Annotated in this window: 34 protein-coding genes; 14 read left to right on the forward strand and 20 right to left on the reverse strand. The window is 63.9% G+C overall.

The annotated features are described in order from the left end of the window. Window positions 1-36 precede the first annotated feature (36 nt). The gene (locus IVB40_RS06085) at window positions 37-252 is read right to left on the reverse strand and encodes a hypothetical protein (protein ID WP_027519710.1); all 216 of its coding nucleotides are present in this window, start codon (window positions 250-252) and stop codon (window positions 37-39) included. Between the two features lie 233 nt (window positions 253-485). Between IVB40_RS06085 and ettA the strand changes: the two genes are divergently transcribed. After that, entirely contained in the window at window positions 486-2,135 is a 1,650-nt protein-coding gene (gene ettA / locus IVB40_RS06090; protein ID WP_027519709.1) for an energy-dependent translational throttle protein EttA, read from the forward strand. Between the two features lie 7 nt (window positions 2,136-2,142). After that, window positions 2,143-3,369: a lytic murein transglycosylase gene (locus IVB40_RS06095; protein WP_247818361.1), complete on the forward strand. Its 1,227-nt coding sequence runs from the start codon at window positions 2,143-2,145 to the stop codon at window positions 3,367-3,369. An 87-nt stretch (window positions 3,370-3,456) separates the two neighbouring features. Here the strand turns inward: IVB40_RS06095 and IVB40_RS06100 are convergent, their stop codons facing one another. Continuing rightward, a complete protein-coding gene (locus IVB40_RS06100; RefSeq protein WP_007613695.1) occupies window positions 3,457-3,741 on the reverse strand; it encodes a hypothetical protein in 285 nt (94 codons plus the stop codon). A gap of 212 nt (window positions 3,742-3,953) precedes the next feature. Then, a complete protein-coding gene (locus tag IVB40_RS06105; protein ID WP_247358544.1) occupies window positions 3,954-4,298 on the reverse strand; it encodes a hypothetical protein in 345 nt (114 codons plus the stop codon). Window positions 4,299-4,432: 134 nt separating this feature from the next. On the opposite strand from IVB40_RS06105, the gene IVB40_RS06110 reads away from it, so the two are divergent. From IVB40_RS06110 to bfr, 3 genes are all read left to right on the forward strand, one after another. Beyond that, window positions 4,433-4,732: a hypothetical protein gene (locus IVB40_RS06110; RefSeq protein ID WP_247430944.1), complete on the forward strand. Its 300-nt coding sequence runs from the start codon at window positions 4,433-4,435 to the stop codon at window positions 4,730-4,732. A 161-nt stretch (window positions 4,733-4,893) separates the two neighbouring features. Continuing rightward, the gene (locus tag IVB40_RS06115; RefSeq protein ID WP_027570626.1) at window positions 4,894-5,166 is read left to right on the forward strand and encodes a (2Fe-2S)-binding protein; all 273 of its coding nucleotides are present in this window, start codon (window positions 4,894-4,896) and stop codon (window positions 5,164-5,166) included. 134 nt (window positions 5,167-5,300) lie between these two features. Beyond that, entirely contained in the window at window positions 5,301-5,789 is a 489-nt protein-coding gene (gene bfr, locus IVB40_RS06120) for a bacterioferritin (protein ID WP_007600720.1), read from the forward strand. Between the two features lie 85 nt (window positions 5,790-5,874). Here the strand turns inward: bfr and IVB40_RS06125 are convergent, their stop codons facing one another. The 4 genes from IVB40_RS06125 to IVB40_RS06140 form a co-directional block, all read right to left on the reverse strand. After that, the gene (locus IVB40_RS06125; protein WP_247287917.1) at window positions 5,875-6,477 is read right to left on the reverse strand and encodes an MSMEG_1061 family FMN-dependent PPOX-type flavoprotein; all 603 of its coding nucleotides are present in this window, start codon (window positions 6,475-6,477) and stop codon (window positions 5,875-5,877) included. A 31-nt stretch (window positions 6,478-6,508) separates the two neighbouring features. Next, window positions 6,509-6,943: a DoxX family protein gene (locus IVB40_RS06130; protein ID WP_247358547.1), complete on the reverse strand. Its 435-nt coding sequence runs from the start codon at window positions 6,941-6,943 to the stop codon at window positions 6,509-6,511. 41 nt (window positions 6,944-6,984) lie between these two features. Continuing rightward, window positions 6,985-7,329 (reverse strand): hypothetical protein, encoded by a 345-nt coding sequence (locus IVB40_RS06135; RefSeq protein ID WP_247358549.1) that lies wholly within the window; start codon window positions 7,327-7,329, stop codon window positions 6,985-6,987. A gap of 145 nt (window positions 7,330-7,474) precedes the next feature. Next, window positions 7,475-8,566: an alpha/beta fold hydrolase gene (locus tag IVB40_RS06140; protein WP_247818362.1), complete on the reverse strand. Its 1,092-nt coding sequence runs from the start codon at window positions 8,564-8,566 to the stop codon at window positions 7,475-7,477. A 125-nt stretch (window positions 8,567-8,691) separates the two neighbouring features. Here IVB40_RS06140 and IVB40_RS06145 point away from each other — a divergent pair, with 125 nt between their 5' ends. Both IVB40_RS06145 and IVB40_RS06150 read left to right on the forward strand, forming a co-directional pair. Beyond that, window positions 8,692-8,958 carry a DUF2277 domain-containing protein gene (locus tag IVB40_RS06145; RefSeq protein ID WP_247401621.1) on the forward strand — a complete coding sequence of 89 codons (267 nt, stop codon included), beginning with the start codon at window positions 8,692-8,694 and terminating at the stop codon, window positions 8,956-8,958. Window positions 8,959-9,054: 96 nt separating this feature from the next. Next, window positions 9,055-9,270, forward strand: coding sequence for a hypothetical protein (locus tag IVB40_RS06150; RefSeq protein WP_018454140.1), 216 nt, complete (start codon window positions 9,055-9,057; stop codon window positions 9,268-9,270). 9 nt (window positions 9,271-9,279) lie between these two features. Here IVB40_RS06150 and IVB40_RS06155 read toward each other — a convergent pair whose 3' ends face one another. The 3 genes from IVB40_RS06155 to IVB40_RS06165 all read right to left on the reverse strand — a co-directional run bounded on the left by IVB40_RS06155 (window position 9,280) and on the right by IVB40_RS06165 (window position 11,146). Beyond that, a complete protein-coding gene (locus IVB40_RS06155; protein WP_247818363.1) occupies window positions 9,280-9,795 on the reverse strand; it encodes a collagen-like protein in 516 nt (171 codons plus the stop codon). Window positions 9,796-9,908: 113 nt separating this feature from the next. After that, window positions 9,909-10,157, reverse strand: a complete 249-nt coding sequence (locus IVB40_RS06160) for a helix-turn-helix domain-containing protein (protein WP_027519697.1) — start codon at window positions 10,155-10,157, stop codon at window positions 9,909-9,911. Between the two features lie 221 nt (window positions 10,158-10,378). Beyond that, window positions 10,379-11,146 (reverse strand): SDR family oxidoreductase, encoded by a 768-nt coding sequence (locus tag IVB40_RS06165; protein WP_247818364.1) that lies wholly within the window; start codon window positions 11,144-11,146, stop codon window positions 10,379-10,381. 274 nt (window positions 11,147-11,420) lie between these two features. Between IVB40_RS06165 and IVB40_RS06170 the strand changes: the two genes are divergently transcribed. After that, window positions 11,421-12,980, forward strand: coding sequence for an outer membrane beta-barrel protein (locus tag IVB40_RS06170; RefSeq protein ID WP_247818365.1), 1,560 nt, complete (start codon window positions 11,421-11,423; stop codon window positions 12,978-12,980). A gap of 178 nt (window positions 12,981-13,158) precedes the next feature. Further along, window positions 13,159-13,644, forward strand: a complete 486-nt coding sequence (locus IVB40_RS06175) for a J domain-containing protein (RefSeq protein WP_247287924.1) — start codon at window positions 13,159-13,161, stop codon at window positions 13,642-13,644. A gap of 4 nt (window positions 13,645-13,648) precedes the next feature. Here the strand turns inward: IVB40_RS06175 and IVB40_RS06180 are convergent, their stop codons facing one another. The 3 genes from IVB40_RS06180 to IVB40_RS06190 all read right to left on the reverse strand — a co-directional run bounded on the left by IVB40_RS06180 (window position 13,649) and on the right by IVB40_RS06190 (window position 15,331). Then, window positions 13,649-14,284 (reverse strand): hypothetical protein, encoded by a 636-nt coding sequence (locus tag IVB40_RS06180; protein ID WP_247818366.1) that lies wholly within the window; start codon window positions 14,282-14,284, stop codon window positions 13,649-13,651. A gap of 247 nt (window positions 14,285-14,531) precedes the next feature. Further along, window positions 14,532-14,792, reverse strand: a complete 261-nt coding sequence (locus IVB40_RS06185) for a hypothetical protein (protein WP_007613673.1) — start codon at window positions 14,790-14,792, stop codon at window positions 14,532-14,534. 152 nt (window positions 14,793-14,944) lie between these two features. Next, window positions 14,945-15,331 (reverse strand): RidA family protein, encoded by a 387-nt coding sequence (locus tag IVB40_RS06190; RefSeq protein WP_247287926.1) that lies wholly within the window; start codon window positions 15,329-15,331, stop codon window positions 14,945-14,947. A 448-nt stretch (window positions 15,332-15,779) separates the two neighbouring features. On the opposite strand from IVB40_RS06190, the gene IVB40_RS06195 reads away from it, so the two are divergent. After that, on the forward strand, window positions 15,780-16,214 hold the full coding sequence (locus IVB40_RS06195; protein WP_247818367.1) for a hypothetical protein: 435 nt from the start codon (window positions 15,780-15,782) through the stop codon (window positions 16,212-16,214). 90 nt (window positions 16,215-16,304) lie between these two features. On the opposite strand, the gene IVB40_RS06200 is transcribed toward IVB40_RS06195, so the two are convergent. Next, complete coding sequence (locus tag IVB40_RS06200) at window positions 16,305-17,000, reverse strand: glutathione S-transferase family protein (protein ID WP_247818368.1); 696 nt, start codon at window positions 16,998-17,000, stop codon at window positions 16,305-16,307. Between the two features lie 212 nt (window positions 17,001-17,212). On the opposite strand from IVB40_RS06200, the gene IVB40_RS06205 reads away from it, so the two are divergent. Beyond that, complete coding sequence (locus tag IVB40_RS06205) at window positions 17,213-18,739, forward strand: outer membrane beta-barrel protein (RefSeq protein WP_247818369.1); 1,527 nt, start codon at window positions 17,213-17,215, stop codon at window positions 18,737-18,739. Window positions 18,740-18,848: 109 nt separating this feature from the next. After that, window positions 18,849-19,577 (forward strand): SDR family oxidoreductase, encoded by a 729-nt coding sequence (locus IVB40_RS06210; protein WP_247818370.1) that lies wholly within the window; start codon window positions 18,849-18,851, stop codon window positions 19,575-19,577. A gap of 21 nt (window positions 19,578-19,598) precedes the next feature. Here IVB40_RS06210 and IVB40_RS06215 read toward each other — a convergent pair whose 3' ends face one another. Then, a complete protein-coding gene (locus tag IVB40_RS06215; RefSeq protein ID WP_247430907.1) occupies window positions 19,599-20,261 on the reverse strand; it encodes a glutathione S-transferase family protein in 663 nt (220 codons plus the stop codon). Window positions 20,262-20,600: 339 nt separating this feature from the next. Between IVB40_RS06215 and IVB40_RS06220 the strand changes: the two genes are divergently transcribed. Continuing rightward, window positions 20,601-21,038 carry a VOC family protein gene (locus IVB40_RS06220; RefSeq protein WP_247358565.1) on the forward strand — a complete coding sequence of 146 codons (438 nt, stop codon included), beginning with the start codon at window positions 20,601-20,603 and terminating at the stop codon, window positions 21,036-21,038. A gap of 87 nt (window positions 21,039-21,125) precedes the next feature. Next, window positions 21,126-21,611 carry a DUF4262 domain-containing protein gene (locus IVB40_RS06225; RefSeq protein WP_247430904.1) on the forward strand — a complete coding sequence of 162 codons (486 nt, stop codon included), beginning with the start codon at window positions 21,126-21,128 and terminating at the stop codon, window positions 21,609-21,611. Here IVB40_RS06225 and IVB40_RS06230 read toward each other — a convergent pair. From IVB40_RS06230 to IVB40_RS06250, 5 genes are all read right to left on the reverse strand, one after another. After that, the gene (locus IVB40_RS06230; protein ID WP_247359179.1) at window positions 21,584-22,123 is read right to left on the reverse strand and encodes a mismatch-specific DNA-glycosylase; all 540 of its coding nucleotides are present in this window, start codon (window positions 22,121-22,123) and stop codon (window positions 21,584-21,586) included. The two genes, IVB40_RS06225 and IVB40_RS06230, sit on opposite strands and share 28 nt — an antisense overlap. Before the next feature lie 98 nt (window positions 22,124-22,221). Beyond that, window positions 22,222-22,782, reverse strand: a complete 561-nt coding sequence (locus tag IVB40_RS06235; protein WP_247430900.1) for a hypothetical protein — start codon at window positions 22,780-22,782, stop codon at window positions 22,222-22,224. 70 nt (window positions 22,783-22,852) lie between these two features. Beyond that, entirely contained in the window at window positions 22,853-24,751 is a 1,899-nt protein-coding gene (thiC, locus tag IVB40_RS06240; RefSeq protein WP_247358571.1) for a phosphomethylpyrimidine synthase ThiC, read from the reverse strand. 184 nt (window positions 24,752-24,935) lie between these two features. Continuing rightward, window positions 24,936-25,544 (reverse strand): thiamine phosphate synthase, encoded by a 609-nt coding sequence (locus IVB40_RS06245; RefSeq protein ID WP_247818371.1) that lies wholly within the window; start codon window positions 25,542-25,544, stop codon window positions 24,936-24,938. Continuing rightward, window positions 25,531-26,313, reverse strand: a complete 783-nt coding sequence (locus IVB40_RS06250; RefSeq protein ID WP_247818372.1) for a thiazole synthase — start codon at window positions 26,311-26,313, stop codon at window positions 25,531-25,533. Before IVB40_RS06250 ends, IVB40_RS06245 begins: the two co-directional genes overlap by 14 nt. Window positions 26,314-26,360: the final 47 nt, after the last annotated feature.

Raw genomic sequence — 26,360 nt, forward strand, 5'->3', positions numbered from 1 at the left:
GTTCGCGTCTTCAAAAATCCGACAGCTGATAAAGGCTCAGAGGTCGCGGGGCTTGAGCCGGAACGGCGCATTCATGCCGTGCTTGGCACGCCAGGCGGGGCCGGGGCCGCGCATGTAGTGCAGTTCGGGCCGGTAGGGATTGAAAGCGGTGGCGAAGAAGCGCTTCCAGAAGCCCTTGATCTCCGAGGCAAATGCGGAGGCGCTGCCGGCTTCCGCCGGAACGGGAAGGGAATGGGTCTCGATCATGGCCATGACGCTGTCTCGCTATGCTCCCCGTTCATTCTGAGCGGGTGGCGCTGTTTCCGCGCAAAACCGAGCTTTGGCCTGATTTATTAAAAGATGGTTTCAATTGTCCGGATCGGCGGCGGGATGGTGTCCGTCCCGTATTCGTCCGTGGTGAACGGAGGGAAAACATTGCCCTTTGGGGGCGGGATCGCTACATCGGCGGCAAGCAAATTTCCTCAAATCGAAGGTTTTCGGGACCGATGGCGCGCCAGTTCATCTATTTCATGCAGGGCCTGACCAAGAGCTACCCGACCCGGAAGGTGCTCGATAACATCCATCTGAGCTTCTACCCGGACGCCAAGATCGGCGTGCTCGGTGTCAACGGCTCGGGCAAGTCGACGCTGCTCAAGATCATGGCCGGCCTCGACAAGGAGTACAACGGCGAGGCCTGGGTCGCCCAGGGCGCCCGCGTCGGCTATCTCGAGCAGGAGCCGCATCTCGATCCGGCACTCAGCGTGCGCGAGAACGTCATGCTGGGCGTTGCCAAGCAGAAGGCTATCCTCGATCGCTACAACGAGCTGGCGATGAACTACTCCGAGGAGACCGCCGACGAGATGACCAAGCTGCAGGACGAGATCGAGGCCCAGGGCCTCTGGGATCTCGACAGCAAGGTCGACCAGGCCATGGATGCGCTGCGCTGTCCGCCCGACGATGCCGACGTGTCGAAACTCTCCGGCGGTGAGCGCCGTCGCGTCGCACTGTGCAAGCTGCTGCTCGACCAGCCTGAGTTGTTGCTGCTGGACGAACCGACCAACCATCTCGACGCGGAATCGGTGTCGTGGCTGGAAGGCCATCTGCGCAACTATCCCGGCGCGATCCTGATCGTCACCCATGACCGCTACTTCCTCGACAACGTCACGAGCTGGATTCTCGAGCTCGATCGCGGCAAGGGCATTCCCTACGAGGGCAATTACTCGTCCTGGCTGCAGCAGAAACAGAAGCGGCTCGAGCAGGAGGGCCGCGAGGACGCTGCGCATCAGAAGACGCTCGCCCGCGAGCAGGAATGGATCGCGTCCTCGCCGAAAGCCCGCCAGGCCAAATCCAAGGCGCGTTATCAGCGCTATGACGAGCTCCTGAAGCAGGCGAGCGAAAAGCAGACACAGACCGCGCAGATCACGATTCCGGTGGCCGAGCGCCTAGGTCAGAACGTGGTCGACTTCGAAGGGCTCAGCAAAGGTTTCGGCGATCGCATGCTGATCGACGATCTCACTTTCAAGCTGCCGCCCGGCGGTATCGTCGGCGTGATCGGCGCCAACGGCGCCGGCAAGACCACGCTGTTCAGGATGATCACCAAGCAGGAACAGCCGGACAAGGGCACCATCACGGTCGGCGAGAGCGTTCATCTCGGTTACGTCGACCAGTCGCGCGACGCGCTCGATGGCAGCAAGAACGTGTGGGAGGAGATCTCCGGCGGCAACGAGCTGATCCTGCTCGGCAAGAGGGAAGTCAATTCACGCGGCTATTGTTCGTCGTTCAACTTCAAGGGCGCCGACCAACAGAAGAAAGTCGGCGCGCTCTCCGGCGGTGAACGCAACCGCGTGCACCTTGCGAAAATGCTGAAATCCGGCGCCAACGTGCTGCTGCTCGACGAGCCGACCAACGACCTCGACGTTGACACGCTGCGTGCGCTCGAAGAGGCGCTGGAGGATTTTGCCGGCTGCGCCGTCATCATCAGCCATGATCGCTGGTTCCTCGACCGTATCGCGACCCACATCTTGGCCTTCGAAGGCGACAGCCATGTCGAATGGTTCGAGGGCAACTTCCAGGACTACGAGAAGGACAAGATGCGCCGGCTCGGCCAGGACAGCATCATCCCGCACCGCGTGAAGTACAAGAAGCTGACGCGGTGATCTCGGCATGATGCGGCGGGTGCTCATAGCTGCGGTGATCGCTATCACCTGCGGCCTGTCGCCCGCCCGCGCCGCTGATGCCGCCTTCACGCAGTTCATCGCCTCGCTGTGGCCGGAGGCGGAGACCGCCGGCGTGTCGCGCGCGACGTTCGAGCGAGAGACGCGCGGGCTCGAGCCGGATTACAGGCTGCCGGATCTGATCCTGCCGGGGCGGCCCGCGACCGGGGCGCCGTCCCAGGCCGAGTTCGTGCAGGTGCCGGCGGACTATGTCAGGGAAGCCTCGATCGCGCGGCTTGCGGGCGAGGGGCAGCGGCTGCTGCAAAAATATCGTCAGGCGCTGACCGAGATCGAGAAAAGCTCCGGCGTGCCGGCCACCGTCATGCTGGCGATCTGGGGCCGCGAGACCGACTATGGCCGCTACACACTGCCCTACGATCTCGTCCGTGTGCTGGCGACGCAGGCCTATGTCGGTCGCCGCAAGGACACCTATCGCAACGAGTTCATCCTCTCGCTGAAAATTCTCGGCGACGGCGTGGTGACCCGCAAGGACATGCGCTCGTCGTGGGCCGGGGCGACCGGACTCACGCAGTTCTTGCCGTCCGAATATTACAAGCACGGCGTCGATTTCGACCGCGACGGCCGCATCGACATCTGGCATTCGGTGCCGGATGCGCTGACTTCCGCCGCGCAGCAGCTCGTCAACAAGGGCTGGCAGAGCGGTGTGCGCTGGGCTTACGAGGTACAGGCACCGGCCAAGGCCGATTGCACCGCCGGCGTGCCCGAGGTGACGAAGCCGATCGGCCAGTGGCTGCGCGAAGGCTTTGTGCCGGTGCGTGGACAAAAGCTCACTGCCGCCGAGCAGGCCCAGCCGGCCTCGCTGCTGCAACCCGAAGGCATCTACGGCCCGTCCTTCCTGACCACGAAGAACTACTTCGTCATCAAGGAATACAATTTCTCCGATCTCTACGTGCTGTTCGTCGGCCATCTCGCCGACCGCATGACGAGCCCGCAACCGTTCGCGACGCCGTGGTCTGCCTCGAAGCAATTGCGAACCAGGGATGTCGAGGCGATGCAGCGCGGGCTCACGCGCGCGGGGCTCTACAAGGACAAGATCGACGGCAAGGCGGGCATGCAGACGCGCGCTGCGCTCGGCGCCTACCAGAAGTCCGCAGGCCTCAAGGTCGATTGCTGGCCGAGCGAAGAGGTGCTGCGCTCGATCCAGGCGGCGCCGTAGGCACAGGGCCAGCTAAAAGAAAAAAAGCCCGGCCGAGGTGCTCGGCTGGGCTTCGATCGCGGCGCTCATGTGCGCCATGCGATCAGATCAGTAGCAAACGCGAACCGGGCGGACGGTCCAGCCGTAGCCGTCCCAGTAGCGCTGGCGCTGCCAGTAGCAGGGCGGCGGCGGCGGGCCGGGCTCGGCCACGTAAACCGGTCCACCATAGGCGGGACGGCTCGATGCGATTGCGCCGCCGACGATCGCGCCGCCGATCAGGCCGGCTGCGATGCCGACGCCGACGCCGTCATGGGCCTGGGCGGATGGCGTAGCGGTCACCAGCGAACCGGCGATCGTCGCAACCGTGAGGGCGGCAACTAAAGTCTTCTTCATACTCTTGGCTCTCCTGAGAGATGGATGCTCCTTGTTAGGAGCGCCCGGGGTTCAAAGGTTCACGCAGACTCTGATGGAATTGGCCTTGCAGCTAGGAAGCGCGCAAATGGTCAATCCGCGGTAAACGCGCACGGAGCTGTGACGAGAAAAAGCGGTCTTTTTCAGGCCCCTAGATGAACGGCGCATCTGGAATGAACCGGCTTGGGGCGACTTCAGCCACAGACTCTGGCGCGGCGGACGCGCCAGGCATAACCGTCCCAGAAGCGCTGCTTCTGCCAGACGCAGCCGTTGCCGTAATAGTCGTCGGCGACGTAGCCCGGGCCCGGCGCGTAGTAGCGCGGCGGATAGTAGCCCGGGCTATATCCCGGACCATATGCGTAGCCGGGGCCAGGGCCGGGCCCGTAATAGTACGGAGAGGCCAGCGCCCCACCGACAATGGCGCCCCCGATGATTCCGGCTGCCACGCCCGCGGCAACGCCGCGTTGCGCCTGGGCTGGTGTAGCGGCGCTAAGGGCCACAGCGGCGACGGCAGCGATTGCCAGGAGCGACTTCTTCATTGACTGACCTTTCGAGCAAAACACGCGGGAACTCTTTGGGGTAAAGTTCCATACTTCGATTGAATGATCAATGAACGGCACCTTTGCCCGGGGCGACCAATTAACATGGACCGCAGCTCTGCCAGGGGAGGGCGATGATGGGCAACGCGATGATAAATGCATTGATCGCTGCCGGGATCGTCGTCGCGATCGGCTACGGCTGGATCACCCATCTCCAGAACCGCGGCCAGCGGCGCTCCCGCGCCGGGGCCAGCGGCAATAGCGGTGGCGACACCTCCGCGGGCACGAGCGACGGCTTCTCCTTGGGGAGCTGGTTTTCCAGCGACAGTTCCGGCAGTTCGACCGACGGCGGCAGCTGTTCCAGCAGCGATGGCGGCAGTAGTGGCGGAGATTGCGGGGGCGGCGGCGATGGTGGAGGCGGCGGAGGCGACTAGATCCGCCGCAATCTTGATACAGCGCAAGGACCTGTTTTAGAGCCGTTCTAGGCTGTTTCCGGGCTAGTTTGGAATAGCTTCAAATTCCGCTTTTTCCTTTTGCATCCGGCCGGCCCCTTAAATATCGATGATGGCGCATCACCAAAGGGCCTGCCGCTTCCATGATCGTTTGTTCCTGTAACGTGCTGAGCGATGACGACATCCGCGCCGCCGTCGCCGAGTCCGACGACGCCGTGCGCCATGCCAAGCAGGTCTATGGATGTCTCGGCTGTAGCGCCGAATGCGGCCGCTGCGCCCGGACCATCAAGACCATCATCGATGAAGCGCTCGGCCCCTGTGCCTCGTCCTGCTGCTCCGGCTGTCCGCACAATCACACTGTGGCCGCCAATGACGAGACGGCCCAGCCGGCCGAGTTCGCCCTCGCGGCCTGCTGAAATCTTCCGCAACCCTGACTGAGCTTTTCCCCGGCTGCGTCCCCGTAGCCGGTTGCCCCAGTCTTCAAACTCATTTAGAAGCGTTCTAAATTCGGTTTTACGGCCGATTTGGACTGCAAGAGCTGGAGTGAACCATGCAGGGCGACGCAAAAGTTATCGACTATCTCAACAAGGCACTGCGTCACGAGCTGACTGCGATCAACCAGTACTGGCTGCACTACCGCTTCCTCGACAATTGGGGCCTGCGGGACATGTCCAAGGTCTGGCGCAAGGAGTCCATCGAGGAGATGGAGCACGCCGACAAGCTCACCGAGCGGATCCTGTTCTTCGACGGCTTCCCGAACATGCAGGTGCTCGATCCCTTGCGTATCGGCCAGAACGTCAAGGAGATCATCGAATGCGATCTCGCCGCCGAGATGAGCGCGCGGGCGCTCTACCAGGAAGCGGCGACCTACTGCCACAGCGTCAAGGACTACGTGACACGCGACCTGTTCGAGAAACTGATGAGCGACGAGGAGCACCACATCGACTTCCTCGAGACCCAGCTCGACCTGATCGGCCGCATCGGCCTCGAACTCTATACCCAGAAGCACGTTGGCGGGCTCGAGGGCGAGGGGCACTAGTTCGGCGCGTAATCGCTGCCACAAACTCCGTGCCGGTCTGATGCACAATTGCGCGCCAGGCCGGGACGGCAGTCCAGGACGCCAGCTACAACTGCGTCTTGTAGAGCTCTTCCACGATCTCCTGGCTCTGCGGCTCACCAAGGCCGGTCTGCTCGTGGACCACCTCGACGATGCTCGGCATCACCGAGCGCGGCACCTTCTCGGATGACCACAGCTTTGAGCGCATCAGTGCCTTGCCGCAGTGGAAATAGACTTCGCTGACGGCGACGTTCAGCACCGCGCGCGGCGCCTTGCCAAACTCCACCATCGAGGCGAGCAGGTCCGGATCGGCCGACAGCGTGCCGCGGCCCCCGACGCGCAGCGTCTCGTCGATGCCGGGGACGAAGAACAACAGATGCACGAAGCCCGAGCCCTCCACCACATTCCGAAAACTGTCGATCCGGTTGTTGCCGGAGCGATCAGGCATCAGCAGCTGGTTGGGGCCGGCGACGTGGACGAAGCCAACGCCGCCGCCGCGTGGTGAGGCATCCACGCTGCCATCGGCTCCCGACGTCGCGAGCACGCAAAACGGCGACATCTCGATGAATTTCTTCGCGTGCGCATCGATCGCGGGGCGCGCTTTCGCGATTACGCGCGGGCTCGGCTGGGCATAGATGGTAGCGAGGTCTTCGGCGCAAAGATCAGTCACGAAGGTCTCCTTGGTGGAATGTCTGAGAATATCATCTCCCGGCGCGATCGCTATCCCCCTTGTCACGCCGCCACGGCCAGTCGATCACGCCAGCGCAGTACAAAGCCCACCAGATCAGCACCGGCTGCAGCGCCAGCCGCGGCCCGTGATAGAGCCAGCTGTTGGGGATGGGTGGAAGGTCGATGCCCTCCAGGGCATGCTTGATGTTGGCCGGCCACACGCAAAGCGCATAGAGCGCGAGCGCAACGCCTGCCCACCAGCGCAGCGGCTTCGTCACCAGCGCAACCGCTCCTGCGATCTCGCAAACGCCAGTGATGAGGATCAACTGTGTTGCAAACGGAACCCAGGCCGGCGTGATCGCAAGCAGCTTGTCGGGGACCCGCAGATGCGCGATGCCGGCCACGATGTAAAACGCTGCCAGCACAAAGCGCATGACCGCGCGCGTTCTGTCGTTCGCAGGAGCCATCGGCCGAACTAGCACGCGCGGCGCCGAGGCGCTATCGCGCGCTACACCGCATCGGCCGGCACGAAGCAACTAATGATGACGGCGCCGCGGTGACGGACGTACCACACAACGGCCTGACCGACCGGATTGCCGCGGTCGCGGATGATGGCGCGCTCGGGCACCTCCATCCATTGTCCCTCGATCGGCACCCAATAGGCACCGCTGCGCACGTCGTACTCCGTGCGATGGCCGTCGGAGACGTCACAGCAGGGCACGCCGTTCGGTGCGATCACGCTCTTGAACCAGGCGCGGATGTCGGGCGGGACGTGATCATATTGCCCGTTGTCGAACGCGAACGCGGCGCCCGTCAGTGCCGCGAGCCAAACGCACAGTGCGAGCCTGTGCATGCGATCCTCCTCATCGCGTGTCGTGCCGTTGGCGCGCGATTTTCCCACGCGTCGATTCGGACATCGACGCAATTAAGCCCGAGCCGTCAGCGTAATGCATGCTCAAATAATATGCGGGCTAGACGACCGTTGATGCGATGCAAAATCAGCGGCGCGCAGATTCGATCGTTTGCTGCGGCGCGGCTTGCAGAAATTGCTGGATCTGCTCGCTGTAGAATTTGGCGTTTCCGGTGGTGCCGTGGCCGCGCGTCTCGGTGCTTGCCGGGATGAGATACAGTTTGCTGTTCTTGACCCGCGTCATCGCAGCGTCCGTGATGCCGGTCTCAGGCGGATTGCGTTCGTCGTCGGCTGAATTGATCAGCAGCAGCGGCGCTTCGATGGCCCCCAGCTTCTCGCCGGCATTGTAGTCATGCGAGGACTCCCACTGGTAGACGAAGTCGTTGGCATCTGCCGTGATCGGCATGGCCAGCCGCTCGTCGACGATCTTGTCGGCCTTCGCCGCCGTCGGCGCCTGCGATTGATAGGCCAGCGTTCCACCGATGCTCGCAATGCCGTAGGCGGTGATGGCGTATTTCATCATGCGCGGCTGGCTGGTGTAATTGCCGCCGTTGTAGTCGGGGTCGCTGCGGATGGTGTCGAGCATGATCCGCCGCAGCATCCAGTTGCGCGACGCCATCTCGGTCGGCTGCGAGGCCATCGGGATCAGCGCGTCCATCGCCTTCGGATATTTCTCGCCCCACAGCCAGGTGTGCATGCCGCCCATCGAATTGCCGATGACCAGCCGCAGATGCTTGACCCCGAGCCCTTCCGTCACCAGGCGATACTGAGCTTCGACCATGTCGTCGTAATCGTATTTCGGGAAGCTCGTCTTCATCCCGTCGGACGGTTTTGACGATTTGCCATGGCCAATATTGTCGGGGATGATGATGTAGTATTTGGAGGCATCCAGTGGCTGCCCCGCGCCGAACAGCTCGCCGCCGAAGGCGGGTGACAGCATGCTCGCGCCCGAGCCGCCGGTGCCGTGCAGCACCAGGACGGGCTGGCCGCTCGGCTCACCGACCGTGATGTAGTGCAGCTTCAGCTCCGGCATGGTCTCGCCGGTGTGGAACTTGAAATCCCTGGCGACCCAGTCGCCCTGTTTCGGCGCCGGATAATCGGCCGCCCATGCGGATGTCGAGATGGCCGACAAAGAGACGGACAACAGAATGGCTGACAGCGCCGCGCAGGAAGCTTTCATGTCTATTTCCCCCGTGCGGCTCTGGTCGGCGGCCGCGTTGCGGCGGAACTTAGCAGAACTGTGCGGAAGGATGTAGGATTTCGTTTTCGCCGGTCGTCCTTGAGGGAAAGGTCAGGAGAGACTGCATGTGCCGCAACATAAAGACGCTGTTCAACTTCGAGCCGGAGGCGACGGAGGATGAGATCCACGCCAGCGCGCTCCAGTTCGTCCGAAAACTGTCCGGCTTCAACAAGCCGTCGCAGGCCAACGAGGCGGCCTTCGACCGTGCGGTGGCGGAGGTCTCGGAGGCTGCGCGAAAACTCCTGACGTCGCTGCACACCCATGTCCCGGCGCGCGACCGCGAGGTCGAGGCGGAAAAGGCCAAGGAACGCTCGCGGCTGCGGTTCGGTTAGGCGGCTCGCGCGTCCGTTCCGTGACCTGGCTCACGGTGAAAACGGTCTCAACGCGCGATGATGTTCGCCGGGCCTTTGACACCCGGGAGCACGACCATGAGCCGCCCTCTTCTTCCGCTGAAAGCAGGTGCCATCGTCTTCACGCTGCTGTGGACCGCGTGGATGACGTGGTGGAGCGGCTCGTTCTCGAGCGCGAACGTCGTGATCCTGGCCTTGTGCGGCGCAGCGGTCGGCTATCTCTGGTACCGCGCCATGCGCTGGCAATTCGAGCGCATGGGCATGCTGCCACGACGCGAGAATGGGACGAAATAGATTCGTCTGTCACTCCTTGTGGCCGTGTTTCTTCTTTTTCTTCTTTTTCCTGTGATCGCCTTCGCTGTCCTCGTCTTCGTCACCGAGGGGCGCGTCGTCGGTCTCCTGCACGGCGGCTTCCAGCGCCTCGCGCTCGGCAGCTTCATGCTCGCGCTGGCGGCGCCGCTCGTCCCAGGCGTCGAACAGCTGATCGAGCCACGGCAGCACCTGCTCGATCGACGGCAATGGGCCGGGCGGCCCGGCCTCGCCGCGCGGGCCTTGCGGCCCCGCCGGCCCTTGCGGTCCGACAGGTCCCGATGCACCGGCCGCCCCGCGCGGTCCGGCTTCGCCCTGCTTGCCTTGCGGACCGGGCTTGCCCAGAGGTCCGGGCTTCCCGATCGGCCCCGGCTTGCCCTGAGGTCCTGGCTTGCCGCGCGCGCCATCCGGCCCGCGCTTGCCCGGATGACCCTGCGGTCCCGGCCGCCCCGGTTCGCCCTGCCGTCCGCGCGGTCCCTGAGGTCCCTGCCGTTTTTGTTCGTCTGCCACGCCGCTGCTCCCTCAACCGGAAGCAAGCTAATTAGCGGCGTTTGACGACAGCGGCAATTCCGCCCGGGCCCGCGCCTGCGCATGATCAACACCAATCGGCCGCACGTCGCGCGCTAGTCGTGATAGGCCGGCACCTCGATGCCGGACGCGGCATAGAGCCTGATCTTGTTGCGCAGCGTGCGCACCGAGAGGCCGAGCACGCGCGAGGCGCGCGTGCGATTGCCGTCGCAGCGCGCGAGCGTCTGCAGCACGAGCTCACGCTCGACCTCGTCGACGGTCGCGCCGATCAGCAGCGGAACGATCTGGTTCGGTGAAAGGAAATATGCGCCCGGTTCGGACGCAGCGACGTGAACAGTGGTCATCGACACACTCCCCGATCAACGCCCGCTTCCGTCTTTGGAAGCGGATCGAGAACAAACGACCCCCAAGCCGTAGATCTACGGTGGGCGGGTTTGGTTAACGAAACGTTAACCGCAGGCGATCGCACGAATTGACCTTGGGAATGCCGCCGCACCGCCGCGATTGGCACGGATTGCATATTCCTGCGAGCATACCCTGCGTTACGGAGCGGGCATCACCCCGCTCACACCGTCCGGTATCCGCCGTCCACCATCACGATCGTTCCCGTGACGTAGGCCGACATTTCCGACGCAAGGAAGATCGCGGGACCCACGATGTCCTCGGGCTTGCCGGTGCGCGCCAGCGGGGTGTGATCGACGAAGGCCTGCACCAGCACCGGATTCGTCGCGCGCACATTGGCGTTGATATTGGTCTCGATGAAGCCCGGCCCGATCGCATTGACGCGCACGCCCTCCTTGCCGAGCTCGACCGCGAGCGCCTTGGTGAAGCCGAGCACGCCGTGCTTCGAGGTGGTGTAGGCCGCCGAGCTCGGCGTGCGCAGATGCACGAACGACTGAATCGAGCCGATATTGACGATGCGGCCCTTGGCTGCGCGCAAGGGGCTGAGGAACGCCTGCGTCATGTTGAAGACGCCGTTGAGGTTGAGCGAGATGATGTCGTTCCAGTCCTTCGCCACTGTCTCCGGCTCCGCGGTGAAGGCGTTGCGGCGGGTGATGCCGGCATTGTTGACGAGGATCGAGACCTGCCCGACCTTGTCGGCGACTTGCTTGGCGAGCGCAAAGCAGTCGTCGCGCTTGGTCACGTCGAGCGCAAAGCTCTCGGCCTTGCCGCCGGACTTGCGGATCTCCACGGCGGCTTCCGCGACCGTGTCGGCATTGACGTCGAGCAACACCACATGCGCGCCCTCGCGGGCGTAGCCGGAAGCGATGGCCCGGCCGATACCGGATCCGGCGCCCGTGATGACGGCGACGTGGTTTTGGAGGAGAGGCATGGGCGTTTCCTTGGCTGGGTTTTCAACGTTGCCGGCAAGACTAGTTGAAAACGGAAGCGGCAGAAACGCCATGCCGCGCTGACGCCTTATGCAATCGGGCGTCGCGGTGACTTCCGATGGACGTGGCAAAGATGCCACGGCACGGCACGAACATCGCCAGTTCGTTCTTGTCTGATCCGCCGTCGCTTGGGTCCAAGAAGTTTGGCGCCGTCAGCGTCACATCTGTCTCGAATATTTGGGGCGGCGGCGATTCCGCGCGGACGGGGTATTGGGCATGAAGAAATTGAGGGGCGGAAGCGCGGCTCTGGTCGCGTTCGTAGCGACGGTGCCTGCCTTGGCGGCGGATATCGGGGCCGCGCCCACCTACAAGGTCCCATCGGCGGTCACGTCGACCTGGGGCGGATTTTATGCCGGTCTTGGGCTTGGTTTCCGTGGTTCGCGCACCGACGCCACGACGACATCGGAGACGGTCGCCGGCGCCCCGCAGAATCTGGCGGACGGCCGGCCGACAAGCGCGTCCTTCGACGGGCTGGGCTTCCGCACCAGTGCCTTTAGCGGCTTCAACTGGCAATTGGCGCCGCAATGGATTGCGGGCCTCGAAGGCGATGTCGGCTTCGCCGACCAGTCCACCACGCGCCAATCGCTGGCCTTCTCCCCCGGCTTCGTCCGCTTCGCCTTGCCGCCCGACAGCCTGACCGTAAAGACCGAGTGGGACGCCAGCCTGCGTGCCCGTCTCGGCTTCCTGCTCACACCTGCCACGCTGGCCTATGCGACCGGTGGCATCGCCTGGCAGCGTAGCTACATCAATTCGAACTGCGCCAACTGTCCCGGCTTTACGTTTTCGCCCGCCGTGATTTCCGCATCGTCTATCCAGGTTGGTTGGACCGTCGGTGGCGGCATCGAGACCGCGCTGGGCGGCAATTGGTTTGCACGCGCCGAATATCGCTACGCTGATTTTGGCGCTACACCGTTCACCATTGCTCGGACCGCCGTGCCCGCTTCGGGCTTCAATTCGACCGCGGACAAATTCGATCTCAAGATCCAGACTCACGCCGCCTCGTTCGGCCTGGCCTACAAGTTCGGGGACCCGATCGTGGCAGGAGCGCAGGCAGCGATGATCACCAAGGCAGCGCCGATCGCGATGTCGTGGACCGGCCCCTATCTCGGTCTTGGACTCGGCGTCCGCGCGCAGCAGGTGGATACGGCGGCAACGTCGGAACTGTTTGGCGTTGCACTGATCCCGCTCGAGAAGAACACCGTGCCGTTCAACGGCACCGCCTTCCGCGCCAGTCCCTATGCCGGCGTCAACTGGCAATTCGCGCCCAAATGGGTCGCCGGCATCGAGGGCGACGCCGGCTTTGCCGACCGGACCGTCACGCTGAGCGGATATCCGGTGTCGCCGGCGTTCGGCACCTTCCACGAGAGCGCCGATTCCCTAGTGGTGAAGTCAACATGGGACGCGAGCCTGCGCGCGCGTCTCGGCTTCCTGGTGACGCCGGCGACGCTGCTATTCGCGAGCGGCGGTGCGGCGTGGCAGCATGACGAGGTGATCTCGACCTGCGGGAGCGCGCCCTGCCGGACCTTGTTTAATTTATCGCCGTCGGTGATAACGAACTCCACGACGAAACTGGGCTGGACCCTCGGCGGTGGCCTGGAGACGGCGCTGGGCCATCACTGGCTGGCGCGCGCCGAATACCGCTTCGCCGATTTCGGCACGTCGACTTACGCAATCAGCCGAACGTCGCACTTCGCGCCCAGCAACACCGTCGATACTTTCGATGTCACACTGCGCACCCACGTTGCGACTTTCGGTCTCGCATATCAGTTCAACTGATCCGTGCCGGGTCTGGCGGCCCATCCGGCGGAGGCGTAACGACCGCGATGGGTCTGCGCGCAGCTGCGACAATTTCCTTCAGGATTCGTTTCTAAGTTTCATGAAAGGCTAACTCGAAATTAAGGGGTCGGAAACGGCGGCCTTGGCATACTGGTCTTGATTGCTAAACGTTGCGCGCATGATGGAACGGCTTGAATCCTGGAAACTCGCACTCGAACGCCTGCGGTCGGCGGACGGCGCCGATTGGGCCGAGGCCGGACGGCTCGTGGCCGAGATCGCGCGGATGAGCACCGATACCATGCTGCGTCAGGCCGCCGAGCAGGCGCTTCCGGTGCTGCGCCAGGCCGTGGACAATGACGATCACAGCGTCACGCTGGCGGCACGGCGCCGTCTCGGCGTGGTGCTCGATGTCGTTCACGACCTGACCGCGCCGCGCTTCGGCCGCCGCAATGCTGCGCCGAAAAAATTGTCCAGCGAGGATCGCGCCCGCAAGGTGCTCGGCCTGCCGCTTGCGGTGCAGCTCACCTGCGAGGACATCAACCAGGCCTATCGCCGCGCCGCCAAGGGCATGCACCCCGACCAAGGCGGCAGCGCGCAGGCGTTCATCGACCTCGCCGCCGCGCGCGATATCCTGATCCATCCCCGCGCGTACAAGGACGCGTGAGGGCTCAGCTCTTGTTCACGCAGCTCGGATAGGGCGCGGCTTCGCCTGCTACGATCGCGCAGAGCTCGATCGGGCTGAGTGCGCGCAAACGCGCCTGCCAGCGGTCGTCGTTCACCGGCGGCTCGTCGCTTTCGGGGCCGCGCTCGGCCCACTGGATCGTGTAGTAGTCGGTCGTACCCTTCAGCGTGACCAGGAGCGCGGTCTCGCTGTGCCAGGTCGGGCCGCTGTCGACGCGGCCGCAGCCGATCACGGCGACGAAACCTTCGAAGCGGCCGAACGCGGTGGCGCCAAGCGACCTTGCCGCAAAGCTGTCGGGGCAGGCGGATTTGAAACCGCCTGCGATCGAGCCCGCGAATTTTTCCGGCGATGAACCGGGAGTGGTCGTCATGCCCTTCTCGCCGGTCACGGTGATCATCTCGGTCCAGCGTTCGGGCGTCTCGCCCTTCAGCACGGCCTCGCGGATGTAGTGGCCGCCCTTGGTGTTCTCGAACACCGCGGAAAAATTCGAAGGCATCGCGAAGCTGACAAGCTGGCCGAACAGCGGCGAGATTACGCGGAAGGATTGCGGGGCCTGTGCGTTCGCCGTTGCGGCGAGAAGCAGCGATGCGGCCAGAACCGTGGCTGTCGTCGGCGCGCGCATCGATTGGCTCCAAAGCCAGGAGGTGAAAAAACAAGCGGGCAAAAACAAGCGGGCAAGGATGCTGGTTGGCGCGGGGCGCTGGGGGGCGCCCCCGACAAGATGTGAGTAGGTCCGCCAACGGGCCAGGTTCAAAGCGCGTGCGCGGAAAATGCGCGATGTCGGCCGAAAAACCAATGGCGCGTCCAAAAAGAAAAGGACGGACCGCTCGCGCGATCCGCCCCTTGAAATCCGGTCTGTCGCCTCACGCCTAGAGCGTGCAGCGGCGCTCCGCGCGCAGCTTGATCTGGAGCTCCGAGGCGGCCGTGAAGGTCGGGAGCGGCTTGCTGACGACCTTGTAGGTCGACACGCCCCATTGGAACGGCTTGTACTTCAGGTCCTCGTTCCAGACCTGGCAGATGCCGGTGTTGTCCCAGCGGATCACGTAATAGCCGACCGCCGCGGAGGCCGGCACGGCGAACACGGAGGTGGCGATGCCGGCAACGGCACAGAGGGCGAGAACGCGACGCATGAAATATCTCCTGATGGGAACGTGAGACGGAAACTGGTGCGGCAAAATGGTGCGGCTGGCAAGCGGGGCGGCGACCGTTCACGGATATGTCAGCCGTTCGTCGGCTGTTCGGACGACCCTTATCCCTTGACTATCGCCTGACGAGCACACGTCTACCCCTTGGCCAGCGACGCCACGGCCTCGATCTCGATCAGCATCTTCGGATCGGGCAGCGCGTGGACCACGCAGGTGGTGCGGGCGGGGTAGGGCGGCGGGCCGAAGGCGCCGGCATAGAGCGCGTTCATGGCGGCCACGTCGGAGGCGCGGGTCAGCAGCACGTTGACCTTGACGAGATCGCGGATCTCGGCGCCGGCCTCTGCCAGCACGCGCTTTATGTTGACGGCGACGTTGGCGAACTGCGCCTCGAAGCCGTCCGGCAGCGCGCCGCTCGCGTCGAAGCCGGGAATGCCGGAGACGAACAGGAGATCGCCGGCGCGCGTGGCGAAGGACAGCGGCGGCGCCTTGACGTGCGGCGGGGGTGCGAAATGCTGGATCGGCATGGATCACCTCGGGTGAACAGCTGGAAGCGCAAGCGTAGCGGCAGGTCGGGGCGCCTCCAACAAAAAACGCGAAAACAACCCCATGCACGGTAGGCATCCGGCGGAAATCATTGATGTTCCTTTTGACTTCGGGAAAAGCAAAATATCATTTGCTCCGTCGGGCAAACAGGGGCAGAATGGCATGGTGGCGAGTGAGCGTCTCGTTGCGCCAATCTCCGTCGTCATGCCCCGGCTCGACCGGGGCATCCAGTACGCCGCGGCGTCTCGGTATCCCACCGCGATCTCTGGAATACTGGATCGCCCGGTTAGACCGGGCGATGAGAGTTGAGTGCGTTGCTACAGACCGCGACTCACGCCCAGCCCATCATGTTGCCGCCCCGATCCATCGGATACATTCGCGGCGTCTGATTCGTTTTCCTCCTTGAAGAATAGCCCCCCGGAGACCCCCATGAAGTTCGCATCAATCTTCCGCGCCGCGCTGGTCGGCATCGCCGCGCTGGCCGGCCTCTCGACCTCGGCGCTGGCCGACGGCGGCACCGTGGTGCTGACGATCTACAAGGCAGGCTGGATCATCGGCGGCTCCGGCGGCTCGGGCGTGATGAACTTCCGCGGCCGCGCCTATTCGCTCTCGACCGGCGGTCTCGACTACGGCCTCGTCTTCGGCGGCTCCAAGACGGTGCTGCGCGGCCGCGTCTCCAACATCAACCGGCCCTCCGACATCGCCGGCGTCTACGGCGCCGCCGGTGCCGGCATCGCAGTGGGCAGCGGCGCCCGCGCCATCGTGCTGACCAACCAGAAGGGCGCCGTGCTCGAGCTGTCCGGCACGCAGGTCGGCCTGATGGCGAATGCGGATCTGAGCGGGCTCGCGATCACGATGCGGTAGCACGGCGATCACCGCAATTCGTAACCCGCATGAGCGTAAGCAACATGCGCGACTGCTCTCAAGCCCGGATGTCGCTGTCGCTCATCCGGGCTAAGCTCCCGTTACCGCTGCATGAATCCGCTCGCAATGCGCGACGAGATTCTTCTGCGCATCGACGAACGACTTGAGCGGCGTCGGGATCGGAAAGTAATAGATGTTGGCGATGAAGCCGTAGATGCCGGCATCGATGCTGGTCGGCGCCTGGCCGTGGACGAAGCCGCTCGCCGGCACGATCTCCGCCAGCACTTGCAGATCGGCGAGCCCCCGCGCGTAGGCCTGCTCGGGCGTGTAGCGGCCGATGCCCTGGTAGTGATAGCGCTGCGCGTTGTAGGCCTTGGCCTTCTCGAACCCTGCCGCGTCGATCTGCGGATGTTGCGCGATGAAGGCGTCGCGGAACGCGGGATAGAAGCGCTCGTCCTTCCAGCGCGAATACGACATCACCCAGTAGAGATCGTCGAGCATGCGCGTGACGAAATGATCGGTGCGGCGCTGCTCCGGTGAAAGCCCCGCATCGATGGTGAGGCGGTATTTCGCGGTCGCGTGCGCGATGATGGTCTCGCTGTCGCCGATGGTCTCGCCGTCATCCACGATATAGGGCAGCTGCCCGCGCGGCGCGGTGGAGGCATCGAACACGTGCTCATGCACAAACGGCACGCACGCGAGCTTCAGGAAAGCATAGACCTTGAGGCCGTAACCGTTGTTGTCGGCTACGCCGAACAGTTCTGGATAGGAATAGAGGGTCAGCATGGGCGGGCTCCTCAAGCTGAAGTCGTATCGCCGCAGTGACGCCCTTGCAACAGTCTCGCGCCTTGTGCGCCGCCTCCTTCGATCGGAGGACGATTGGCGTCGCCCGTTCGCAGTATGGAATCGCTCGACATTCCTGCAGCGACCCAAGGCCCGACATGCGACGTTCATCGACCCGCCGAATGATTGCCGCCCTGCGGTGTGGCACGGCAATTTTGGCCGGACTGGCTCTCGTAGCACCCGCGAAGGCCGCAGACATCGCGCCAAAACCATACACGAAGGCGCCGCCGCTGGCGGCCTCGTCCTGGACCGGCTTCTACGCCGGGCTCGGCCTCGGCTTTCGATCGATCAGCGCCGATCTCACCACCACATCAGTGCTGCAAGACGGCGTTCCCCGCGACTTGACCGGCGCTGTGCTGACCCAGCCGTTCGACGGTGCCGGCTTTCGCGTCAATCCCTATGCCGGCTTCAACTGGCAGGTGGCACCCAGCTGGGTCGTCGGCATCGAAGGCGATGTCGGCTTCGGGGACAAGACCACGGCACTTCCCGGGTTTCGCGCCTCGCCCTGGGCCGGCTCGTCCACCTTCGGGATCGACAGCGTTTCAGTCAAAGCCGGTTGGGACGCGAGCCTACGCGGCCGCGCCGGTTATCTGCTGACGCCGGCGACGCTGGTCTATGCCACCGGCGGCCTCGCCTGGCAGCACTATGACGTCACCTTGATCTGCGTCAGCGCCAGCTGTGCCAGCAACGGCCTGGCACCCAATTTGATCTCGAATTCCACGACCAGGACCGGCTGGACTTTAGGTGCCGGCATCGAGACCGCGCTGTGGGGCAACTGGCTCGTGCGCGCCGACTATCGCTACGCGGATTTCGGCGCTGCGCCGTTCAATTTCACGCGCACGGCGACTGCAGGGCCGGCGCTCACGGTCGACAATTTCGACGCGAGCTTGCGGACGCACACCGCAAGCGTCGGCCTCGCCTGGAAGTTCGGCGAGCCCGTCACCGGCGGCCGTTCGCATCCGCTGGCTGCGCAGGCCGCGATCCTGCCGTCCTGGACCGCCGCGTATGTGGGCTTGGGTCTAGGTGCGCGCGCCACGCGCACCGATCTCATCACGACGTCCGAATCGCGTGCCGGCTTCCCCGAGGATCTGACGCGTCGCGCCAACATTCGCCCGATGGACAACACCGCGTTCCGCGTCAACCCCTATGCCGGCTATCTCTGGCAGTTCGCCCCGCAATGGACCGCGGGGGTCGAAGTCGATTTTGGCTTTGCCGACAGCACCACCACGCGCGAAGGCTTCACCAACATATCGCTCGCCGATTTCCAGTCGCGCGGCGGGAGCACGGCGGTCCGCGCCAAATGGGACGCCAGCCTGCGGGGCCGGCTTGGCTATCTCGTGACACCGCGGACGCTGCTCTACGCGACCGGCGGCGTGGCCTGGCAGAATGTTCAGCTGACCTCGACCTGCGTCAGCGTCACCTGCAGCGTTTTCGGGTTGACGCCGGCGATCATCACGGGATCGACCACAAAAGCAGGGTGGACAGCCGGCGCCGGCATCGAAACCGCGCTCTTCGGCCATTGGCTGGCGCGTGCCGAATACCGCTATGCCGACTACGGCAGTTCGTCCTTCACGGTCGCGAGATCCGCCACCGACGCCAGCCGCAATCCCACCGTCAACACCTATGACGTGACGATGCGAACGCATCTGGCGACGTTCGGGGTGACGTATCGGTTTGATTGAGAAGAGCGACAGCCGCTTGCTGTGATCCCGCGGCGCTGGTTTGTCCCCGACAACGCCGCCTGAAATCGCTACACTCTGCATCCTGGTGACGTCAGCAGGATGGGATCCCATGGCGAAAGAGTTGGAAGGCAAGGTTGCAGCCGTGACCGGGGCTGCGTCGGGCATCGGATTGGCCAGCACCGAGGCGATGCTGGCCGCGGGCGCGCGCGTGGTGATGGTCGACCGCGACGAGGCCGCGCTCAAGGCGCTCTGCGACAAGCACGGCGACGCAGTGATGCCGCTGCTGGTCGACCTGCTCGACCCAAAAGACTGCGCAACGCTGCTGCCGCGCGTTCTGGAGCAGGCCGGCCAGCTCGACATCCTGCATGCGAATGCCGGCACGTATGTCGGTGGCGATCTGGTCGATGCCGACACCATGGCGATCGACCGGATGCTGAATTTGAATGTCAACGTCGTGATGAAGAACGTGCACGACGTGCTGCCGCACATGATCGCGCGCGGGACCGGCGACATCATCGTCACGAGCTCGCTGGCGGCGCATTTTCCGACGCCATGGGAGCCGGTCTACGCGTCGTCCAAATGGGCGGTCAACTGCTTCGTCCAGACGGTGCGGCGCCAGGTCTTCAAGCACGGCATCCGCGTCGGCTCGATCTCGCCCGGTCCGGTCATCAGCGCCCTGCTTGCGGACTGGCCGCCGGAGAAGCTGAAGGAAGCCAGGGACTCCGGAAGCCTGCTGGAGGCCAGCGACGTGGCCGAGGTCGTGATGTTCATGTTGACGCGGCCGCGCGGCATGACAATTCGTGACGTGGTGATGCTGCCGACCAATTTCGATCTTTAGAGCGCTGCGGGTTACGCTTCGCTAACTGCCCTGCGAACCCTTCGATGCGGCGGTGAAAACCGCCAATTGCGCGTCGAACGCGCGCCTGAAAGCGGGCCGTGCTTCGCCGCGGGCGACGTAGGCGGCGATTTCTGGATATTCGTCCAGCAGGCCTGACGCGTTCAACCGGCGCAGCACCGTCACCATCATGAGATCGCCGGCGCTGAACGCACCGTCGAGCCAGTCGGCATCGCCGAGGCGGCGGGACAATTCGCCGAGCCTGACACGGACGCGATCCTGCAGCATGGGCAGCCGCTCCGCGTACCAGCTCTTGTCGCGCTCGAACAGCATGGCCATCCCGAGCTCGACGGTCGGCGGCTCCAGCGTGCTCAGCGCGGCAAACATCCACGCGATCGCGCGGACCCGGGCGTTGGCGTCGTCAGGCAGCAGCCCGGCATGGCGCTCGGCGATATGGAGCACGATGGCGCCGGACTCGAACAAGGCGAGATCGCCGTCCTCATAGGTCGGAATCTGCCCGAACGGATGCAGGGAGAGATGCGCGGGCGCCTTCATGTCCTCGAACGAAACCAGACGCACGTCGTAAGGCTGGCCGACCTCCTCGAGCGCCCAGCGCACCCGCATGTCGCGGGCCTGTCCGCGGCCGCGGTCGGGCGAGTTGGCGAAGCCGGTGATGGTGGGGGGCATGGGAGGTCTCCATTCGTCGTCATTGCGAGCGCAGCGAAGCAATCCAGACTACAACCGAGGAGACAGTCTGGATTGCTCGTCGCAAGGGCTCCTCACAATGACGAGGTTTGTGGCAGCGCGCCCCTCACAGATCACGATGCCAGCGAGGTGTTCGGTTCAGCGCTTTGCGTCCAGAGGACGAACGACCGGCGCGGATTCCGACAGATTATCTCGTTTTTTGCTCGCGCACTGTCGGGGTTGAAAAATTCCACGTCTCATGTCGGAACGTCCCGCGCAGCCTCGTCCTTGGAACATCGGCGCGCCGCCGCGCGCCCGCCCGAGGCAAAAGGATATCCGTTCATGACCTCCATCACGCCGTTTCTCTGGTTCGACAACAACGTGCCGGAGGCCGTCGCCTTCTACAAATCGGTGTTCCCCAACGCCAAGGTTGAGACCGTCAGCGACTTCATGGCGGTGTTCGAGCTCGAAGGCCAGCGCTTCAACGCGCTCAATGGCGGGCCGCAATACAAGTTCAACGAAGCGGTGTCGTTCTTCGTCAGCGTGGAGACGCAGGCGGAAGTCGACTATTTCTGGGACAGGCTCACCGCCGACGGCGGCGAGGAATCCCGCTGCGGCTGGCTCAAGGACAAGTTCGGCCTGTCCTGGCAGGTGATCCCATCAGCGCTCGGCCGCTACCTCGGCGATCCCGACCGCAGCAAGGCGAACCGTGTCATGCAGGCGATGATGCAGATGAGGAAGATCGTGATTGTGGATCTGGATAGGGCGTATGCGGGGTGAGGGGCTGAAGGATGTAGTTTGCAGACGCGAGGTGGTGGGTTACGCTGCGCTCACCCACCCCGCGAACCCCAGATCCGAGACCTGCCCATGCTGGATAGTTTCGTATGGCCCGAGCCGGACGGGGCTCCCGACGAGATACTGTTCCGCAATGTTCGGGAACACGGCTGCCATCTGATGGGCATCGCCGCTGCGGCGCAGACCCCCGCTTATGTTTTCTCGATTGGCCTCTACCTCAACTACGCGCACGCCGAACTCGTCTTGTTCGGGCTCGACTCCAAGGACGCTTGCGCCGTCATCAACGCCGTTCGCGACCGAGCCGCAGCGGGACGGCGCTACGTCGCGGGCGACGTTTGCGACGACCTTCCGCTCGAGCGTAAGGTCTGCTTCGTCGAGGTGCCGCTCAGGGCCTATGAAGCCTATCTCGGCACGGCGATCTGGTTCTATGCAAGATTGCTGTGGCCGTTTCCCTGCCTTCAGATCGTATGGCCGGATCGCGAGGGACGGTTTCCTTGGGAAGCGGGGTACGATGTGAGTCTCAAAACGTATCAACCGGTGTTGAGATCGTTTTCCTGAAGCTTGCCGATCCACTCGGCCAAATCGTGCCACGGCTCCAATGTCCAATGCCCGGACGCCGCGCCCGACGGCGAGGGCAGCACGAACACCTCAGGCAAAATCTCATCGCGCTTCTGCCGCCCCAGCGCAATCACGCTCGACGGCCTGCCATAAAACAAGCTCGCGGCCTTCTTGCTCGTGAACGCAATAGTCCTCGGGCGATACTTCTCGATCTTGGCCCTGAATCCCGGCACGTCGATCGTCTCAGCCGCGATCTGGTGATCCATCCCGGCGCCCGACTTGGACAGATCGGTGAAGCCGATCCCGAGCTCGAGCAAGCTTGCGAACTCGCCCGGCTGATAGCGCCGCGGCGTGATCCCGGCCTCATCGATCGCACGCCAGAAGCGGTTGCCGGGATGGGCGTAGTAGTGCCCGAGCTCGGCCGAGCGCGTGCTGGCGGCGGTGCCGACGAAGACGAGGCGGAGATTGGGGCGGAGTTGATCCGGGAGGCGGTGGGGGAATGTATCGGGCACGTCAATTATCCGCGGCTGTAGCCCGCATGAGCGGAGCGATATGCGGGATGGCAAAGACCCGGATGTCGCTGCGCTCATCCGGGCTACGCTTGCTGGCGTTAGTCCGATTTGCGCGTCACACGCAACGCCCGAGCCGCTTCTAGTTCATAAATTCCGTTGGTGCAGTGTCCTGTCAAAAGATCGAGGCTGAATGATATCCAAGAGTCTCCAATGGGAGACCATGCCTCGCCGGTGAGCATGGTTTCTTGAACATTTATCTTGCGGAAGCCATCCCACGAAATCTGCGGACTATTCCATCGCAAATTATCTGACCGAATTGCGCTGAAATCGACCGACCCTTGGAAAACGACTAATCCAAGAGCCGGTACGGCAATTGCACGCGCAGTGTCACTTGCAATGCGATCTCGAACGGCGTGGTGTTCCGGATCGATAATGCAAGTATCGCCGCGAGCGACAACGATCACGTCTCTTCCGTTGGGATGATCGAGCACAGTCGTGTAATCGAAGATGCCTCCCACGAAATTGCCGATCCATGGATCGGAATCGTTGGGATAGAAGCGGACTACCAAACCTTCCCGAAATTCGCGCTCACCGCGCCCGGTTAAAGAGATGGCCGGAGGTCCGTACGGTGGTAGTCCTGGTAGTATTTCAAACCGCATGGGCTGTTCGTATTGCGTTTCCAACTTTGGGGGCGACGACCGTCGCCCCCAGAATTCGCACGGGCGCCCCTCACAACACCCGATTGCTCTCCTTCACCTTCTCCGCATCGAGATACAAGCTCTCGCCCATCTCCTTGAACTTCGCGCTCATCTGCTTCATGCCGTCTTCGGCCGTCCCGCTCATCGACATCCCCACGCCGTTGGGATCGTTCAGCGTCGCCGCATAGTCCCGCACGTCCTGCGTGATCTTCATCGAGCAGAATTTTGGACCGCACATCGAGCAGAAATGCGCGACCTTGTGGGCTTCCTTCGGCAGGGTCTCGTCGTGGAAGTTCTTTGCGGTCTCGGGATCGAGGCCGAGGTTGAACTGGTCGCTCCAGCGGAAGTCGAAACGGGCGCGGGACAGCGCGTCGTCGCGCAGCTGGGCGGCCGGGTGACCCTTGGCCAGATCGGAGGCGTGGGCGGCGATCTTGTAGGTGATGACGCCGACCTTGACGTCATTGCGGTCGGGTAGCCCAAGATGCTCCTTTGGCGTGACGTAGCAGAGCATGGCGCAGCCGAACCAGCCGATCATGGCCGCGCCGATGCCTGAGGTGATGTGGTCGTAGCCCGGCGCGATGTCGGTGGTCAGGGGCCCGAGGGTGTAGAACGGCGCCTCGCCGCACTCCTTGAGCTGCTTGTCCATGTTGATCTTGATCTTGTGCATCGGCACGTGGCCGGGACCCTCGATCATGACCTGGCAGCCCTTGTCCCACGCGATCTTCGTGAGTTCTCCGAGCGTCTCCAACTCGGCGAACTGCGCGCGGTCGTTGGCGTCGGCGATCGAGCCCGGACGCAGGCCGTCGCCGAGCGAGAACGAGACGTCATACTTGCGCATGAGATCGCAGATCTCGTCGAAATGGGTGTAGAGGAAGCTTTCCTTGTGATGCGCCAGGCACCACTTCGCCATGATCGAGCCACCGCGGCTGACGATGCCGGTGACGCGGTTGGCGGTGAGGTGGATGTATTGCAGGCGCACGCCGGCGTGGATGGTGAAATAGTCGACGCCCTGCTCGCACTGCTCGATCAGCGTGTCCTTGTAGAGCTCCCAGGTCAGCTTGACCGGATCGCCGTCGCACTTCTCCAGCGCCTGATAAATCGGAACGGTCCCGATCGGCACCGGCGCGTTGCGCAAAATCCATTCGCGGGTGGTGTGGATGTTGCGGCCCGTCGAGAGGTCCATCACGGTGTCGGCGCCCCAGCGGATCGCCCACACCATCTTCTCGACCTCTTCCTCGACCGACGACGTCACCGCCGAATTGCCGATATTGGCGTTGATCTTGGTGAGGAAGTTGCGGCCGATGATCATCGGCTCGAGTTCGCTGTGATTGATGTTGCAGGGGATGATGGCGCGGCCGCGCGCGATCTCGCTGCGGACGAACTCCGGGGTGATGAACGCGGGGACTTCCGCGCCAAAGCTTTCGCCGTCGGCAAGGGCTGCTTCCGCACGCTCGAGCTGCTCTTTGCGGCCGAGGTTTTCGCGCGCGGCGACGTAGATCATCTCCTTGGTGATGATGCCGGCGCGGGCGAATTCGAGCTGCGTGATCTTGTGGCCGTCGAGGCCGCGCAGCGGCTGGTGATAGGCCGAGAAGGCGCGCGCGGCCTTGTCGGTGGAGACGCTGCCATTGTCCTCCGGCTTGATCTGCCGGCCCTGATATTCCTCGACGCCGCCGCGCTCCAGCACCCAGGCCTTGCGGCCGCGCGCGAGACCGGCGTTGACGTCGATGGTCACGCTCGGGTCGGTGTAGGGGCCGGAGGTGTCGTAGACCGGCAGGTTCGGCTCGCCGGCGCCTTCGGACAGGATGATCTCGCGCAGCGGCACGCGCAGGTCGGGCGCGGCATCGGGCGAGGCGAAGATTTTTCGCGACGAGGGCAGCGGGCCGGTGGTGACGGCGGGGACAGTCTTGTCGGGGTTGGAGCGGATGTTCATGGGATCCTCCTTGAGTTCGTTGATGTCGTTGCGCGTGCGTCAATTGCGACTGTCATCCCCGCGAAGGCGGGGATCCAGTACTCCGAGACGGTGCGGCTCAAGCCGAGAAGCCGCGGCGTACTGGATCGCCCGGTCAAGCCGGGCGATGACGACGGAGTGTGTGGATGGCCTGGGAGGTGAAGCATCATGCGGCCTCCTTGGACAGGCCGAGCCATTGCCGCACCCGCGCATCCGGGTCGGCATTCTGGGTGACGTCGGAAACGACGGCGATGGAATCTGCGCCCGCGGCAAAGATCTCCGCGGCGTGCTCGAACTTGATGCCGCCGATCGCGACCAGCGGGATATTGCCGATGCGCTTCTTCCATTCCGTTATCTTCGGAATGCCCTGCGGCTCGAAGCGCATCGATTTGAGCGTGGTGAAGAAGATCGGACCCAGCGCGACATAATCGGGCTCGGCCGCGAGCGCGGTGTCCAGCTCGTCCTCGTCATGAGTGGAGACGCCGAGCGACAGGCCGGCCTCACGGATGGCAGCGAGGTCGGCGTCCGCCAGGTCCTCTTGGCCGAGATGCAGATATTTCGCGCCGGCGACGATCGCCGCGCGCCAATAGTCATTGACGACGAGCTTGGCCTGCGTGCCCGCGGTGATCGCGAGCGCATCGGTGACGATCTGGAGCGACTGGGAGTCGTCGAGGTCCTTTGCGCGCAGCTGGATGGTGCCGACGCCGAGCTTGGTCAGGCGCTCGACCCAGGCGAGGCTGTCGACGACGGGATAAAAGCGATCAGGATACGGCATGCCAGAACGGTGTCCCAACGACAGGGGTGGAGGGGGAGGCGAAATCGCGGGCGTTCATCAGCCCGGCTTCGTAAGCGGTGCGGCCGGCCTCGATACCGAGGCGGAAGGCGTTGGCCATGGCGACGGGATCGGCGGCTTTGGCGATGGCGGTGTTGAGCAGCACGGCGTCGTAGCCGAGCTCGAGCGCTTCGGCCGCATGCGACGGCGCGCCGATGCCGGCGTCGACCACCAGCGTGATATCGGGCAGCCGCTCGCGCATCAGCTTGAGCGCGTCACGGTTGGTGATGCCTTTTGCGCTGCCGATCGGCGCCGCCCACGGCATCACCACCTTGCAGCCGGCATCGACCAAGCGGTTCGCAACCGAAAGATCCTCGGTGCAATAGGGGAACACCTCAAAGCCGTCCTTGATCAGGATGGTGGCGGCTTCGACCAAGCCGACAACGTCGGGCTGCAGCGTGTCGTTGTCGGCGATGACTTCGAGCTTGATCCAGCTCGTGCCAAACAATTCGCGTGCGAGCTTGGCGGTGGTCACCGCCTCGCGCACGCTGCGGCAGCCGGCGGTGTTCGGCAGCACGGTGACGTCGAGCTCGCGGATCAGATTCCAGAACGCATCGCCGGTCTTGCCGCCGGCGGATTCGCGCCGCAGCGACACCGTGACGATGTTCGAGCCGGAGGCGCGGATCGCCGACTGCATGATCGCAGGCGAGGGATAGAGCGCGCTGCCGATCAGGAGGCGGGAGGGGAAGGTCTTGCCGTAGAAGGTCACCATGTCGGTGTCTCCTCGATTGACGCAGTCATCCCCGCGAAGGCTGGGAT

This window comes from Bradyrhizobium sp. 40 (assembly GCF_023100925.1).
GTDB lineage: Bacteria > Pseudomonadota > Alphaproteobacteria > Rhizobiales > Xanthobacteraceae > Bradyrhizobium.